Consider the following 15,938-nt stretch of genomic DNA (forward strand, 5'->3'; position numbering starts at 1 on the left):
AATTATAAAAGTATCTTATTAACTGTCGGCATTATTGCTACTAACAAGCAATGGAACATTTAAGTGTCAGAATGCATATGGTGTGGACGGTGATGGAAATGTCACAGACGCATTGGGCGTAAAGTAGGAATGCTTATTGAAGAAGCGGACAAGATAGAATAAGCCGCACTTAAAAAGATACATGATAAGGTACGCTGTATTATCATGATTTCTCATTTCATATAAGGAAGTATTAATGAACCGTAAAACACCAGCCATTATTCTAGCCTCAATTTTATTAGTTGCATTAGTGTTTTTAATCGCTTTTGAGTTCGATGAACAGCCGTCGGTTGCTTTGAATATTGTTGAGCAGGATTTAAGTTCAAATATGCAATCGACTCATAAAGATAATGCCAGGAGCTCAGAGCCTTTAAGCGAAGATACTCAGGATGGCAGTTTATCAACGCTTCAAAAAGTAAATAGCGAGGAACAACACCAGCTAAAGCCAGAAGATAACGACATTCAAACTAAAGACCAAGTTAAGCCTAGTCTTGATAGTTTTGATGAATTGATTACTGAAGCGGATGGAAAACTCTACATGGACTCGGCTCCCATCGACTCAATGGATAGAGAGCAGTTATCTTGGTTTATATCTAGCTTGCCTAACACAATGACCCAAGCTCGTTCGGTGGATGTTATGGAAAATCTTAATCAAGAAATTGTAAATTACGCTACCGAAGCTGACGGTATATTTATTAATGATATGCAATGCTCAGATATGATCTGCGGTGTTATGTTCGAGTCCAGAGACAAGTTGTCAGTAAAGACCGCATTATCTGAACTTTCATCTTCAGATTCATTTAATAACAATACGCATGGCGGTGTGCTGAGAATTCTTGAGGAAAATGGAACCTTCTATGGCGTAATAGTGACATCAATAACAGAGTCAAATATTTTAATACGTTAAATGTCAATTATTACCAGCTAGGCTAGTAAGTAAGGCACCCATTCACAATATAATAATTCTAGTTAACTTAGAGTTTCACCCTCGGTTAGCTGGATAGCTATGGCAGGTAAGCCTTTAGCAAACAAAGTGACATTAAGAGATTTAGGAAGTTTCAAGGATGACAGGGATACACAATGTTAAAGCGAATAAAGGTTTGTTTGTCGTTTTCCTCCTTATCGCACTATATCTTTCAGGGCCGGCTTTTGCCGAAGAAAGTTATAAACAACTCACTTTGGCTAACGGTGTTGAAGTCTATTTAATCTCAGATCCTGTGGCGCCTGTCTCGGCTGCATCTTTGATAGTTCAAGCGGGCTCGGGAGATGATCCCGAACATCTAGCTGGGCTTGCGCATTTGCTAGAGCACGCCGTACTCCTAGGGAGCAAAGAATATCCTCAACTAGGTTCATTCAATCATTACTTTAAAAAGCACAATGGTTGGTCAAACGGTTCAACAAGAACGGATCACACCCGATACCACTTTCAAGTTAATAACAGCGAGTTTGAGTCGGCGGTAAATAGACTCGCCGATGCAATTGAAAACCCGATTATCAATGACAGCATCATGACAACGGCAATAAAGGCTGTGGATGACGAGTTTTCGGGGAAATCAATGGATGAGTGGCGTGGCACCCTTGAAGTCATCAAGGGAAGAATGAAAGAAGGTCATACTGCCGCTAAGTTTGATGTTGGTAATAAAAGCATATTTGATAAATTCCCAGACAACCTACAACAAGAGTTAGTTAACTTTCATCAAACGTACTATGTTGGTACCAATATAAAGGTGGTGCTTTATTCCAACCAGCAAATAGCGGAGCTTGAGAGGGTAGCGCTAAAGGAGCTTTCGATAATTAGAAAAGGGCTTGCAAACAATAGATCAGATAAGGGCTTGGTCTGGGAGCGCCCAAAACTGAATTTAGTTAATGTGAAATCCAGAGGAACATCGAAGTCTTTAGATGTTTTATTTCCAATACCGTCTAAGTATTTTTATGAAAAAAATAAAGTTAACCAGTTAGTCCTCAACTATCTAGGGACAGAAACCCAAGGCTCTTTGTATCAGCACCTGTATGATCAGGGCTTGATCACTTCGCTTAACGTGAATTTATTGGGTGACGCTGACTACGGTCTGCTTGATGTGTATTTAAAGTTGACTGACAAAGGCTTACAGAATACTGATTTAATCGTCAACGAGCTATTTACCTATATTGCATACCTACAACACTCTGAAGAGCTTTTGCGGTATTTTCTAGAGTTGAAATATCAAGCACAACTGAGTGCTCGCCAGGAATTGGATATTGAACCGGGCGACAGAGCGTCTTTGATTAACGAAAGGATGTTCTATCTTCCCGTAAATGCGTGGATAGATGAGTCAAAACTCTACAAACCGCAGTATGTTACCTCGAATGACATCAATAAATTTAAGGGGTTCTTATCCACGGAGAATGCTTTGATTGTTAAAACATCTCCTGAGGCGAATACAGACAAGATATCGCCTATCTATAAACTCCAATATAAGCTCAAAAATATAAAGCTTATAAAGAACGACCTTGAGAATAAAACAGCTTATTCGCTGCCACAGGCCAATCCCTTTCTTAATCCCGAGTACAGTGAAACCCCAGCTCGACCCGAATCAACGTTATCTGAAAAACACTACTTTCAGGGGCATGATTTAGATATATGGGTTGAGAGTGGTTCACATCAGGCTGAGGCCATTTCTTCTTTGAGTATTTTTGCATTTCGCGAAGATTTGGAAGCTGATGAGGCGTCCTACCTGAACAGGGTTATCAAGATCCAAGCGCTCATGTTTGAATTAAGCGACTTTCTCTATCATGCCCAAAGCGCGGGCTATAAAGTGAGGATCAGCGCAACATCCCAAGGCTACAAAATAGATGTATCAGGTAATTCAGTTCATTTTGAAAAGATCATTAACAACATATTGCACCAAGTCTACAGTAATGAAGTGTCACAGCCTGAATTTAACCGCGCCAGGGAAGCAAGCTTGGCTGCAGTTGACGGCATTTTGCAAGGGAGCTTGGAGTCCAGAGTCAGAAGGCGCATACAGGATGTAGTGAAAGCGCGGTTTTCCCTTACCAACGGCTCGCTGGATTATTTGCGCCATGTTACTTTTGACGACTACACCCAGTGGCATCATTTGCAGCCGGCAAACTATAAACTTAGAGCGGTGCTAATTGGTGACTTTAACCAGAAACACCTGGCTCGGTACTTCAATACCAGCTCGTTACAGCCCAAGGAGTTTAAAGCTCTTTCACCAAAACTCGAACTAAAAACAAGTCATCGTTTAAATAGTAGTTATGATGATGGCGTTTGTGCCCTTACCGTTGATTTACGGGATAATCCTGCCTTTGCGTACCTATTGAGCGCCATTATACGTAAAGATTTTTATAACGAACTGCGCAGTAAAAAGCAGCTTGGTTACTTCGTTTCCGCGGAGCTAATACAAGGGTGGGAAGGGCCGTTTTTATCCTTCCAGGTGCAGTCACCAAATTATGATTCTAAACGCCTTTGCAGCGAAGTTTCCGTGTTCTTGGCAAGTTATCATGAGAGCCTAAAGAACATAGATGAAGGTGATTTTAACAAGGTGAGAGCATCGGTGCGTACCGCGCTGTTAACTCCCTTTGCCAATGTGCATAAACATCAAGCTGTGCTGAATGAGGAAGTTATCGGTGGCTTTGCTGCACGTGAAGAAATAGCTCAGCGATTGGCTTTACTTGATCAGGCTAGATTCCTAGCCCTGTATCAGAGCCTCATCGTTGAACAAAAGGCAGCAAGAATTAAGGTTACTGTAAATTAAGCTAATTATGATTTCAACGCCAGCAGCAAATTGAACCTGACACCTAGGCACTAAAAAAACTTAGGTCTATTATCTCTAGGAGCTATCACCGGGCTCTGCATTTAACGCTAGATGCAATCATCTAACCCTATCTAACCCTACGTGTTACTTATTTTTCCTCATTATTGCATAGCCTCTCACACCTACAATCCTTGGGCTACACTTTGCTAGGACGTGAATGATAATTAACCAGGAGATATTTATGGAATTACACGGAAGCTGCCTATGTGGTGGCGCCAGCTACAGTGTGAGCGGTGAGGTGAGTGGTTTTTATCTTTGCCATTGTCATCGCTGCCAAAAAAGTACGGGCTCCGCTCATGGTGCCATCGTCTTTATGGATGCGGCTCAGCTTGACTGGATGCGGGGCGAGCAACTCTTGACCCATTATCGTGTTGACGACAGCCGCCATGAAAAGTGTTTTTGCAGCGTTTGCGGCTCCTCCTTGCCCTTGTTAGTTGAGGAGCAGGGCGTGGTGATGGTGCCCGCCGGCAGCGTCGATAATGGTGAGCTGCCCCAGCCCAATGCCCATATTTTCACTTCGCGCCAACAGGGGTGGCAGCAATATATTGCCTTGTTACCGACCTATGAGGAATATCCGCCCAAAGAGAGCAAATAACTGAATACTGTCATTATTCTGTTATGAAGCCATGATATAAGCTTCCATAATTATTTAGCATAAAGAATGGGGTTACGGTCGTAAGTGGTGGCCGTAACCGTGACCTAGGAAGTAGTGTGCGTCTTATTCTTGTAGTTATGTTTTTATCTCTGCCGGCCTACGGCAAACTCGATGTCAGGCAGAGTACGCAAAATTATCCCGTCTATGCCGACGTGTTGAGTGAATTGCTGGTCGCGGTGGATTCTGCCTCGCCGGTGAAACGCGGTACTCGGGTCGAGCATGGTTATACTCACCATCAGATCGGCTGGGAGTTTTGGTTTAATAGCCGGGCCCGTCAGTGTCAGGTGAATAAACTCACCACCAGGGTAGAAATCGAATATACCTTACCCAAGCTAGATAGCTACAGCGAGGCGGTGAAGAAACTCTGGTCCCGTTGGTATCCACACCTGGCCGAATATCAGCGTAAGCAGGGGGTGATGATCATTGCCGCCGCCGAGCGTCTCGATAAGCAATTAGAGGCTTTACCCCAGCTGGGCAACTGTCGAATCTTGGAACAGCAGGCGCAGCGCATCAGCGAGCAGGTACAGAACGAGTTGGCACTGGCGTTGGAGCAATTACAACAGCAGACCGAATTTGGGCGCTCGGAAAATGCCTGGCTGGTGGATCACCTTAACTAGGCACCACCAAGGTTCGGCTTATTAAGCTTGAGTCCGAGCGGGGCGTAACATGCGAGCGGCGCGCATCAGGGCAAGCACCATAAGCACAAATAACGCCTCTATGGTCCAGCTGACGAGCAGGGCAAAAATAACCGCGCTGGCCAAGGCCTCAAGATTCAACTGAATTTGCGGCGTGTAATTGTGCCAGACCTGGGTGCCTATGCTTGGCACGGGGGAGCGCACCAGATGCAGATAGGGGTGTTGGCTAAATTCATTGAGGGCGTTTTGCAGCGTCTCACTGCGCTGTAACAGGGTGGCGAGATTATCGCCGCCTTTGGCATAAACTGGGTCGGCGCTTTGCTGATAATGGGCCAATAACTTGGTGAGGGAGCCATCAAAAAACTGCTCGGCATCGTCTTTAAAAGGCGCTACCGCGGCGTTGGTCTCAACCATGGCCGCACGTAGCGCATGTCCATAATCGTCTTTAAATCCAGGTACCTGAAGGCCAACTAGCGCGGCGATAAAGAATACGCACAGACGTAAGTAATTACGGCACCAACGGACGATATTTAACATCATAGAATTTAAGGTGAAGTAGCAGATTGCTCCAGTGTGTCATTATTCACCGTCAATTGCGAGGCTATCAAGTTTTGCTCCTCAAAATGTTGGCGATAGCGATTTCGCAAAATATCGATACGCTGCACAAAGGCACGGGTTTGTTTAAACGGGGGCACGCCCCCATAGTGCACCACATTGCTGGGGCCGGCATTGTAGGCTGCGGCCGCAAGTTTGGCATTGCCCTTAAAACGCTTTAACAAATGGGCGAAATAGGCACTGCCGGCGGCAATGTTTTCCGCGGGGTCGAAGGGATCGTTAATATTAAACTCTTTAACCAGCAGCGGCATAAGTTGCATTAGGCCCTTGGCACCCTTATGGGATTCGGCCTTGGGATTAAAGTTGGACTCCGCATGCACGATTGCCTTAAGCAGTGCCAGATCGATGCCGTGCTCTTTGGCGGCGTCAACCAGGTGCTGATGATACTTTTCTGTGTACAGGGGAGTTCTGTGCCAGGCGGCTAATTTCTCTTCGCACTGGGCACACTTCAATTCTACCACCTCAAAACCGCGGACTTTGGGTTTGGCATCGGTAAAAACCGCGATCCCTTGTTGGTTGTAGTAATGATAGATGGTGGATTGCGCCTGAACTGCAAATGTTGTCCCTAATACGGCAAATAATACAAACACTTTCAAGGCATTAAGTTTGAACGAAAAGGGTCTTTCCATGGTGTGTGCTCGCATTTTGAATCATCTTTGAGTTTAGCACAGGCTCATGATTTAGGATGAGAATTTACCACTTAAATGAATTTTTGCTTAATGACCAGAGTGTTAGCTTTTCATGCGCCTTGCTTTTAAACACGGCTAATCGGGCCAAAACACATTTTGTGCACAATTGCCTAACAAATGAATTGGCGTCTTTTTTAAGTTGGCATTGTTCATGCTCAGAGTGTAGGGAGGCAGAGGTTTTTAATAAAAACCAGGGTTAACAACCAAAATTGCACTATTTTGGCGCGAGGGCTGCACTGTAATAAAGCGTCCATATTTGCCTGTTAGCCTGATTGAAACTTTGCAAAACACACCGATTTGCTTAGCAGTATCCATAGCACATTGATGTGGCGATCGAATATTCAACCCTATTTGGAGCCCAGCTATGTTAAAAAAACGCTTTTTTAAAACCAAAGAAGAAGCCGAAGTCACTTTTGAATATAAGCACCCGGATGCGGAAGCGGTCGCTCTGGTCGCCGAGTTTAATCAATGGCAACCCTTGGCCATGCAGTATTCAAAAAAAGATCACACCTTTCGCACTAAGCTGCGCTTGCCGAAAAACAGCGAGTTTCACTTTCGCTATTTAATCAATGATGAGCAGTGGGACAATGACCACCAGGCCGATGCCTATGTCGCCAACGACTTTGGCACCGACAACAGTGTTGTCTCGACCTATCTGAGCTAGCACCAGTTATGGATGCATTTGCTCAGGCCTGTTACCTCATGGGGGTTGGCTATGAGTATCATAGCTATGAAGGTGAGCTGCTGCGCTTTAGTCCAGCGGTGCGCAGCCAAGCCTTGGCGGCCATGGAAGTAGATGGCACCAATTTGGCGGCCCTCACAGCGCTTAATTATCGCCTGGATGCAGCTCCCTGGCAGCAGTTGGTTGATGAAACCACCTTGGTCAACGAGCACCAGCCACGCCTTCTGGTGCGGGTGGCGCGCTCGCAGTATCAGCAAAATAACGCCGGTGTTCATTTGCAGTTGCTTGAGGGCGATAAACAATTGCACTGGTCGTTGGCCGAGGGCGAGATTGTGGGTGACTACCATCTCGACCACGAAGTGTATTTAAAACTGGCCTTTAACCTGCCATTCAACTGGCTCGCCCCTGGCTTTTACGATGCCCAGGTGAATATCGGTGAACAACTCGCCGACACCCAGTTATGGTGGGTGCCTGAATATAGCTACCAACCTCACTGTTTTGCACCGCACGCAAAAGTGCCGGTGCAAAAGCTACTGGGCTTATCCTTTGGGCTCTATACCTTGGTCAGCGAGCGTGGTGTTGGCATTGGTGATTTTTCCGATTTAGCCGCCTTAGTGGTCGCAGCAGCAGAGCTGGGTATCGATTACCTTTTACTGAATCCCTTGCATCTGCTCGACACCACACAGGCGCAGGCCGTCAGCCCCTACAGCCCGGTGAGTCGGCTGTTATTGCATCCTTTGTACATCAGTATTGAGCTCAGTGAAGATTGCGACCCGCAACTGCGCCACGACTTGGCCGAGGCACACGCACACTATCAGAGTTTGGCTAATGCGCCCTGGCTCGATTATGAGCGGGTTTATGCCTTGAAGTGGCCCTTGTTACAGCGTCTTTACGATAATTTTTGTGCATCGGCCTGTGTCGAGCGTCGCAGTGCCTTTAGGCGTTTTCAAAGCGCTCGTCGCGATGCCCTGGATACCCTGCCAAGTGGCAGCTCGGAGCAGGATGAATACTGGCAGTGGCAGGCCTGGTTGCAGCGCAAACATTGCCAGCAATTGGCCATTACCAGTGGCATGCGCATCGGTTTGATTAACGACCTCGCCGTAGGCGTTACCCGCAGTAGCGGTGAATATCGACAATACCAGTCTCATTTTACTCAGGGTGCCGAGATAGGCGCGCCACCGGATCCTTTTGCCCGACAGGGGCAAAATTGGGGCATGCCGGCTTTGCACCCCAAACGTTTGGCGTCCGATCATTTTGCGTATTTTAAAAGCCTGTTACGCGCCAATATGCACGATGTGGGGGCGCTGCGCATCGATCACGTCATGGCTCTGCGACGCCTGTGGTGGTGCCTGGCCGACCAACAAGGGTGTTATGTGTACTACCCATTTGATGCACTGTTGGCGGTGGTGAAAATCCTCAGTCATCAAGAGCGTTGCGCCATTATCGGTGAAGACCTGGGGGTGGTGCCGCCACAGGTGCAAACGGCGTTAGCCGAATCGCGGGTATTAACCAACACGGTGTTTTATTTCTGTCGTGATCACCAGGGTTTTTTTGCACCAAAGCAGCTGCCCGAGCAGACGCTGTTGATGATCAGCAATCATGATCTTCCGCCCTTTGCTGCCTGGTGGCAGGGGAGCGATATCGACCAGGCTATCGAACTGCAGCTAATAAGTGACGAACAAGCACAGGACATGTATGGCGAGCGTGAGAGTCAGCGCCGGCAGTTGCTTGAACTACTCAGTGAACAAGGTCAGCAGTGCAACCTGGAGTCGGCGAGTGAAGACATTTATTCGGCCCTGTGCCAGGTATTGGCAAGGGCACCTAGTCGCCTGCTCACCTTGCAACTCGATGATCTGGACAACCAGCACGTGGCGGTCAATGTGCCCGGCACCCATACCCAATATCCCAATTGGCGACGGCAACTAAGCACCCAGGGCGGTGCTATTTTGGCCCGCCAGGCATCCCTTCTTCAGCAATTAGGTAGAGCAAGACATGGCACGTAGCGCGAGCAAATTCGAGTACCCGGTTAATTTAGACGATGCCCTGGCGGCTCTTGAACAGGCCCGAGTGGGCGAGCCGCGCCAGTTGCTGGGTCATCAATGCATAGATGGCGCCTGGTATATTCTAGTTTATAAACCCGGTGCCGAGTCTGTGGCGGTGGTGTTTACAACGGGCACAACCGAGGCCCAGCGTTATGGCGACTCAGCGCTGTTTTTGGCGCCCAGTAAAGCCCGGTTTGAACCCTACGAGCTGCTTATTCGCTACCCGCATTTAACCCGTCAGGAGGCGGATCCCTTTAGTCTGCCCTTGGGGTTAAATGCGGACGATCTTTATTATTTTCGCCAGGGGCAAGAGCAGCAGGCGCAGCGCCATTTAGGCGCACACCCCATGGATATCGATGGCATCCAGGGCGTACGTTTTAGTGTGTGGGCGCCCAATGCCCAGGCGGTGAGCGTAATAGGCGATTTTAACCATTGGGATAAGCGCCAGCATCCCCTTAGTCGCGTCGATGACTCCGGCGTGTGGGCTATTTTTATTCCCTCGGTGCCGCCGGGTAGCTGTTATAAATTCTCCATATACAGTGCCTTAGGTGAGCACCTGGTTAAGGCCGACCCGTATGCCTTGGCCATGGAAAAGCCCCCGGCCACCGCATCCATAGTCACCGCTGCGCCAAGGCTTACCCCGCTGAGTCCCGACTATTATGAGCAGCGCAGTGAACGCAATGCCATTGATGCGCCCATTAGCATCTACGAGGTGCACCTCGGATCCTGGCGGCGCGGTGAAAATAACGTGTATTTAACCTATCGCGAACTGGCGGAGCAACTGCTGCCTTATGTTGAGGACATGGGCTTTACCCATATTCAATTGATGCCCATCAGCGAATATCCCTTTGACGGCTCCTGGGGCTATCAGGGCATAGGCCTGTTTGCGCCGAGTGCACGCTTTGGCAGCGCCGAGGATTTCGCCTATTTTTGCGAACGATGCCGCACCGCGGGGATTGGCCTGCTGCTCGATTGGGTTCCCGGGCACTTTCCCGGCGACAGCCATGGCCTGGCCCGTTTCGATGGCACCCATTTATATGAGCATGCGGATACCCGCCAGGGCTTCCACCCGGATTGGCACACCTATATTTACAATTATGAGCGCCAAGAGGTGCGTAGCTTTTTGGTGTCGAATGCCACCTATTGGCTGGAACAGTTCGCCGTCGATGGCCTGCGTGTCGATGCCGTCGCCTCCATGTTGTATCTCGATTACAGCCGCGAAAATGGCCAATGGCTGGCGAATAAATACGGTGGCCGCGAAAACCTCGGTGCCATCGACTGTTTGCAGCAAATCAACAGTGTCTGTTATGCCCGCAACCAGGGGATCATGATGGTGGCGGAAGAGTCCACCGCCTGGCCCGGTGTCACCAACAGCGTTGAGCATGGCGGCCTGGGCTTTGGCTATAAATGGAATATGGGCTGGATGAATGACTCGCTCAAATACATGCAGCTCGACCCCATCTATCGTCAATACCATCACCATGAAATGACGTTTTCATTGGTCTACGCCTTTAGCGAGAACTTTATCCTGCCGCTCAGTCACGACGAGGTGGTACACGGCAAGGGCTCCTTGTTACATAAGATGCCCGGGGATCTTTGGCAGAAATTCGCTAATCTGCGGGCCTACTACGGTTTTATGTGGGCTCACCCGGGCAAAAAGTTACTGTTTATGGGCGGCGAATTTGCGCAGCACCATGAATGGAACCACGACATGTCCTTGCAGTGGGATTTGCTGGTGCATGACAGTCACCAGGGCATACAGCGCTGGGTGCGCGACTTGAACCAGGTGTACCGTCAATTCCGGGCTTTGCATGATAACGACCGTGACCCCAATGGCTTTACTTGGCTGGATGGCGATAACAGCGCGCACAGTATCTTCAGCTTTGTGCGCACAGCGCGCGATGGTGCCCAGAAGGTGGTTTGCGTGCATAACTTTACGCCTCAGGTGCACCATGATTTTCGCGTCCCCTTACCCGAGTCGGGGCGCTACCGGGTGTTGCTCAACAGTGACGACCAGGGCTATGGCGGCAGCGGGGTGGCCGTAATCGCTGATGAAGAGGTTGGGATTGACGCCGAGCCGGTGCCTTGGTTACAGGAGTCTTACTCGCTGCAACTAAGCCTGGGACCACTGGCCAGTATTTATTTGCTGTGGGAGCGCGAAGTCGATGCAGTGGCTAACCCGTAACGGCAAAACTGACCCCTTGGGCGCTTCGGTCAATGCCGAGGGCGTGAACTTTTGTGTTTTTGCCGAGCATGCTGAGTCTGTGTCTCTGTCCCTGTATGACCACTCCGGCCATAGCGAAGTGGCTCGAGTGCCTTTGCATCGCGGCGAAGCCGGGCTTTGGAGTGTGCAAATCGATGGCCTTCACGCGGGGCAGCTCTATGGCTATCGGGTGCATGGCCCATTTGCCCCACAACAAGGTCAGCTCTACAACGCCAATAAGCTCCTTATCGATCCATATAGTTATGCGCTCCATGGGGAGTTTCAGCCCAGCGTGCGCCATCGCGCCATCGATGAGCAGGGCGTTTTATGCCCCTTGGACAATGCGCATCTTATGCCTAAATCCAAGGTATGTCAGGCGACCCCTTATACCGGCAAGCGCCCAGACATCCCCTGGTCGGAAACGGTGATTTACGAGTGCCATGTTAAGGGTTGGTCGGCGCGCCACAACTGCATTAGCCCGGCCAAGCGCGGTACCTTTTTAGCCTTGGCCGAAGACACCTTTATTGAGCATGTGAAGGCCTTAGGGGTCACCAGTGTCGAGCTGATGCCGGTACACGAATTTATCAGTGAGCCGTTTTTGGCGCCGTTAGGGCTTAGTAATTACTGGGGATACAACACCCTGAGCTATTTTGCTCCGCATCGGGACTATGCCCTGGATCACCCAGTGCAGGAGTTTACCGAGATGGTCAGCAAGCTGCACAGCGAGGGTTTGGAGGTGATCATCGATGTAGTCTACAACCACAGCAGTGAAGGCGCCTTGCTTGGGCCTTGTTGTCACCTGCGCGGATTTGATAACCGGGCCTATTATCGCCTTGATGGCCAAGGCCAGTATATCAACGACACCGGCTGCGGTAATACCCTGGCGCTGGAGCATCCGCAAACCCTGCAATTGGTGCTTGATAGCCTGCGCTACTGGTACCAGGTATTGGGCGTAGACGGTTTTCGCTTTGATCTGGCGCCTATCCTTGGTCGCAATAAACGCGGTTTTAATGCTGCCCACAGTTTCTTTCAATGTCTGGCGCAAGACCCCATTTTGCGCCGCGCCAAGGTCATTGCAGAGCCCTGGGATATAGGCCCGGGCGGCTATCAACTGGGGGCGTTCGCGCCGCCGTGGCGGGAGTGGAACGACCAATATCGTGATGTGGTGCGCCGTTTTTGGCGCGGCGATGCCGATATGTTGGGGCTGCTGGCCAAACGCCTGCATGGCTCGGCGGATATCTTCGTCAATCGCCCCCCGAGCAGCAGCATTAATTTTATTGTCAGCCACGATGGTTTTACCCTGACCGATCTGGTCAGTTATGAGCACAAGCATAATCAGGCCAATGGCGAGCATAACCGCGATGGCCACAGTGCTAACTACAGCTGTAATTATGGTGTCGAAGGGCATAGCCAGGACCCGCAAGTTAAGGCGCGTCGCCTAAAAGCACAAAAGAATCTGCTGCTTACCCTGCTGCTTTCTAAGGGGGTACCCATGCTCAGTGCCGGCAGTGAGCTAGGTCATACCCAGGGCGGCAATAATAATGCCTATTGTCAGGATAACGCCATTAGCTGGCTGGCCTGGCACGATTACAACAGTCACCATCCCTTGGCGAGTTTTATCAGCGAGGTGCTGACCTTACGTCGTTACTTCGCCATTTTTACCCTGGACAGGCATGTCCATCCGGACGATCCCCGCTTTAGTTTGCTCTGGTATCGCCCCGATGGCACACAAATGCAAACCCAGGATTGGCACGATGCCAGCCTGCATACCCTGATCTACACCCTGGTCGATAACGAGCGTCAGCAGAGTTTGGCCATAGTGTTACACCGAGGTGGCAGTGAACGCACCTTGCGTTTGCCGCCTTTGGTCTTGAGCTCAGATGCGCCCGAACCTGGTGATGAGTGCGTACCAGGGCGCTGGCACTGCGTACTCAGCAGTGATAGCCACACCTTGGGTGAGAGCGATAAGCGCACGCCACCGGACCTCTACGAGGGCGACGAACTGACCCTGAGCCCGGGTTCCAGCTCGGTATTTAGCAATATTCCCTGGCCGCAAATAGTGAGACCTTCAGCATGACAAAACCTGCACCACAATGCCAACCCTACGACTGGCAAGAAGCCCCCTTGCTCGACAGCCAAACCCTGGCCGTCGACCTGGCTCGGCACTTTCACTACACCCTGGGTCGCGACAAGGTAGGGGAGTCGCAGCATTATCTTTATCAGGCTCTGGCGCTGACCATACGCGACCGCTTGGTGGCACGCATGCGTCATACCCGTAATGACAATGCCGACAAACGCAGCGTCTCCTATCTGTCCTTGGAGTTTTTAATTGGCCGCAGCCTGAATAACGCCATTTTAAATCTCGATTTGGCCGATGAAGTTACGGCGGCATTGGCAAACTACTGCGCCGAGCTGGAGCACGTGGCCGATGCCGAGCACGATGCCGGCCTGGGTAATGGCGGCCTTGGGCGCCTGGCGGCGTGTTTTCTCGATAGCTGTGCGGCCATGGGGCTGCCGGTGACCGGTTACGGTATTCGCTATGAATATGGCATGTTTAATCAGCGCCTGGACAATGGCTATCAGGTAGAGCAACCGGATCACTGGTTGCATGAGGGTCACCCCTGGGAGCTACCGGCGCCGGACCAAACGGTGCGGGTTAAATTTTTCGGCCATGTGGAAGTGTATAAGGACGCCAGCGGGCGCAGCCATCGCGTGTGGGTCGACACCCATGATGTGTTTGCCGTGCCCTACGATGTGCCTGTACCGGGCAGTGGCAATGACGTGGTCAACACCTTAAGACTATGGAAAAGCGAAGCCACCGATGAGTTTGACCTGAGTGAATTCAATGCCGGGGGCTATGCCGAGGCGGTAGCGAAGAAGAACCTGGCAGAACAGATCTCTATGGTGCTCTATCCCAACGATGCCTCGGAAAACGGCAAAGAGTTGCGCCTGCGCCAGCAATACTTCTTATGCAGTGCGTCCTTGCAGGACAGGCTGAAGATCTGGTGTGAAAAGCATGGCGACGATTTTACCGAGTTTGCCGATTATCACGTGTTTCAGCTTAACGACACCCACCCGAGTATTGCCGTGGCCGAGTTGATGCGTTTGCTGATTGATGAGCACGCGCTCGACTGGCCGCAGGCCTGGGATATCACCACTAAAACCATGGCCTACACCAACCACACCCTGTTGCCGGAAGCCTTGGAAAAATGGTCGGTGGCCTTGTTTGCCAGGCTGCTACCGCGTTTGCTTGAGATCATCTATGAGATCAATGCCCGTTTCCTCGTCGAGGTGGCCAAGCAATGGCCTGGGTGCAGTGACAAGCAAAGAGCGATGTCATTAATCGAGGAGGGCGCGGAGCCTCAGGTGCGCATGGCGTATCTGGCCATCGTTGGCAGTTACTCGGTCAATGGCGTGGCAGCGCTGCACAGTCAGTTACTGCGCCAAAACCTGTTTAAAGACTTTTACGAGTTATGGCCGCATAAATTCAATAACAAGACCAATGGGGTGACCCCAAGGCGCTGGCTGATGCATTGCAATCCCCGGCTGGCGGCGTTGATCACCAGCAAGATAGGATCGCACTGGCAAGATGACTTCAGCGACATCAGCAAACTGCGCCGTTATTATGACGAGCCGCAATTGCTGGCCCAGTGGCAGCAGGTAAAACAGGCCAATAAGCAGCGCCTGTGCGCCCTGGTGCAGTCGCAATGCGGTGTCGAATTTGACGCCAACATGCTATTTGACGTTCAGGTTAAACGCATTCACGAATACAAACGCCAGTTGCTCAATATTCTCCACGTTATCCATCTGTATCGACGCATTTGTGATGGCGACACCGACAACATGGTGCCGCGCTGTGTGCTCATTGGTGGCAAGGCGGCGCCGGGCTATTTTATGGCTAAGCAGATCATCAAGTTGATCAGCAATGTGGCGGCGACCATCAATAACGATGCCAAAGCCAGGCCCTGGCTCAGGGTGGCGTTTTTGCCCAACTATAATGTCACCGCCATGGAAACCATTTGTCCGGCGGCGGATCTCTCCGAGCAAATCTCCACTGCGGGTAAGGAGGCCTCGGGCACCGGCAATATGAAATTTATGATGAACGGCGCAATTACTATAGGCACCTTGGACGGTGCCAATGTGGAGATGCGTGACGCCTTGGGGGGCGAGCATTTCTTTGTATTTGGTGCCGAGATTGATCAGGTCGATACCATTCGCAGTCACTACAACGCCAAGGACATCATCGCCGGAGATGAGAATTTATCCGCCGTGCTGGCGCTGCTAAAAAGCGGCCATTTCAACCTCTGTGAGCCGGGGATCTTCGACTCAATCCTGGCGGCGCTTTACAGCGATTCGGATCCCTGGCTGACCTGTTACGACTTTGCCGATTATTGCCAGGCGCAGGAGCGCGTCAGCAAAGCCTACGAGGATAAACAAGGTTGGACGCAAATGAGTGTGTTAAACACCGCCGCATCCGGCCCGTTTTCCAGTGACCGAACCATTGCCCAATACAGTCAAGAGATTTGGCGCCTAAGCCCGATTGCTTCACCCCAAGGAGAATAG

Annotated in this window: 11 protein-coding genes; 9 read left to right on the forward strand and 2 right to left on the reverse strand. The window is 50.4% G+C overall.

The window, feature by feature from the left end; translation table 11 throughout:
* Positions 1-235: 235 nt before the first annotated feature.
* The 4 genes from C2M29_RS09760 (at position 236) to C2M29_RS09775 (ending at position 5,126) form a co-directional block, all read left to right on the forward strand.
* A complete protein-coding gene (locus C2M29_RS09760) occupies positions 236-946 on the forward strand; it encodes a hypothetical protein (RefSeq protein WP_105189605.1) in 711 nt (236 codons plus the stop codon).
* 157 nt (positions 947-1,103) lie between these two features.
* Positions 1,104-3,794, forward strand: coding sequence for an insulinase family protein (locus C2M29_RS09765; protein WP_105189606.1), 2,691 nt, complete (start codon positions 1,104-1,106; stop codon positions 3,792-3,794).
* 241 nt (positions 3,795-4,035) lie between these two features.
* A complete protein-coding gene (locus tag C2M29_RS09770; RefSeq protein WP_158684704.1) occupies positions 4,036-4,449 on the forward strand; it encodes a GFA family protein in 414 nt (137 codons plus the stop codon).
* Positions 4,450-4,565: 116 nt separating this feature from the next.
* Positions 4,566-5,126 (forward strand): DUF922 domain-containing protein, encoded by a 561-nt coding sequence (locus C2M29_RS09775; protein ID WP_158684705.1) that lies wholly within the window; start codon positions 4,566-4,568, stop codon positions 5,124-5,126.
* Positions 5,127-5,147: 21 nt separating this feature from the next.
* Here the strand turns inward: C2M29_RS09775 and C2M29_RS09780 are convergent, their stop codons facing one another.
* Positions 5,148-5,684: a DUF2937 family protein gene (locus tag C2M29_RS09780; RefSeq protein WP_105189609.1), complete on the reverse strand. Its 537-nt coding sequence runs from the start codon at positions 5,682-5,684 to the stop codon at positions 5,148-5,150.
* A 5-nt stretch (positions 5,685-5,689) separates the two neighbouring features.
* On the reverse strand, positions 5,690-6,388 hold the full coding sequence (locus C2M29_RS09785; protein ID WP_158678960.1) for a lytic transglycosylase domain-containing protein: 699 nt from the start codon (positions 6,386-6,388) through the stop codon (positions 5,690-5,692).
* Between the two features lie 424 nt (positions 6,389-6,812).
* On the opposite strand from C2M29_RS09785, the gene C2M29_RS09790 reads away from it, so the two are divergent.
* The 5 genes from C2M29_RS09790 to C2M29_RS09810 are packed head-to-tail and all read left to right on the forward strand — an operon-like array spanning position 6,813 to position 15,938.
* Positions 6,813-7,112, forward strand: coding sequence for an isoamylase early set domain-containing protein (locus tag C2M29_RS09790; RefSeq protein WP_105189611.1), 300 nt, complete (start codon positions 6,813-6,815; stop codon positions 7,110-7,112).
* 8 nt (positions 7,113-7,120) lie between these two features.
* Positions 7,121-9,133: a 4-alpha-glucanotransferase gene (gene malQ, locus C2M29_RS09795; protein ID WP_105189612.1), complete on the forward strand. Its 2,013-nt coding sequence runs from the start codon at positions 7,121-7,123 to the stop codon at positions 9,131-9,133.
* Positions 9,123-11,357: a 1,4-alpha-glucan branching protein GlgB gene (gene glgB / locus C2M29_RS09800; protein ID WP_105189613.1), complete on the forward strand. Its 2,235-nt coding sequence runs from the start codon at positions 9,123-9,125 to the stop codon at positions 11,355-11,357. Before malQ ends, glgB begins: the two co-directional genes overlap by 11 nt.
* On the forward strand, positions 11,338-13,452 hold the full coding sequence (glgX, locus tag C2M29_RS09805) for a glycogen debranching protein GlgX (protein WP_105190232.1): 2,115 nt from the start codon (positions 11,338-11,340) through the stop codon (positions 13,450-13,452). Before glgB ends, glgX begins: the two co-directional genes overlap by 20 nt.
* Positions 13,449-15,938 (forward strand): glycogen/starch/alpha-glucan phosphorylase, encoded by a 2,490-nt coding sequence (locus C2M29_RS09810; protein WP_105189614.1) that lies wholly within the window; start codon positions 13,449-13,451, stop codon positions 15,936-15,938. Before glgX ends, C2M29_RS09810 begins: the two co-directional genes overlap by 4 nt.

Origin of the sequence: Pseudoalteromonas sp. T1lg48, assembly GCF_002964785.1 — a bacterium.
GTDB lineage: Bacteria > Pseudomonadota > Gammaproteobacteria > Enterobacterales > Alteromonadaceae > Pseudoalteromonas.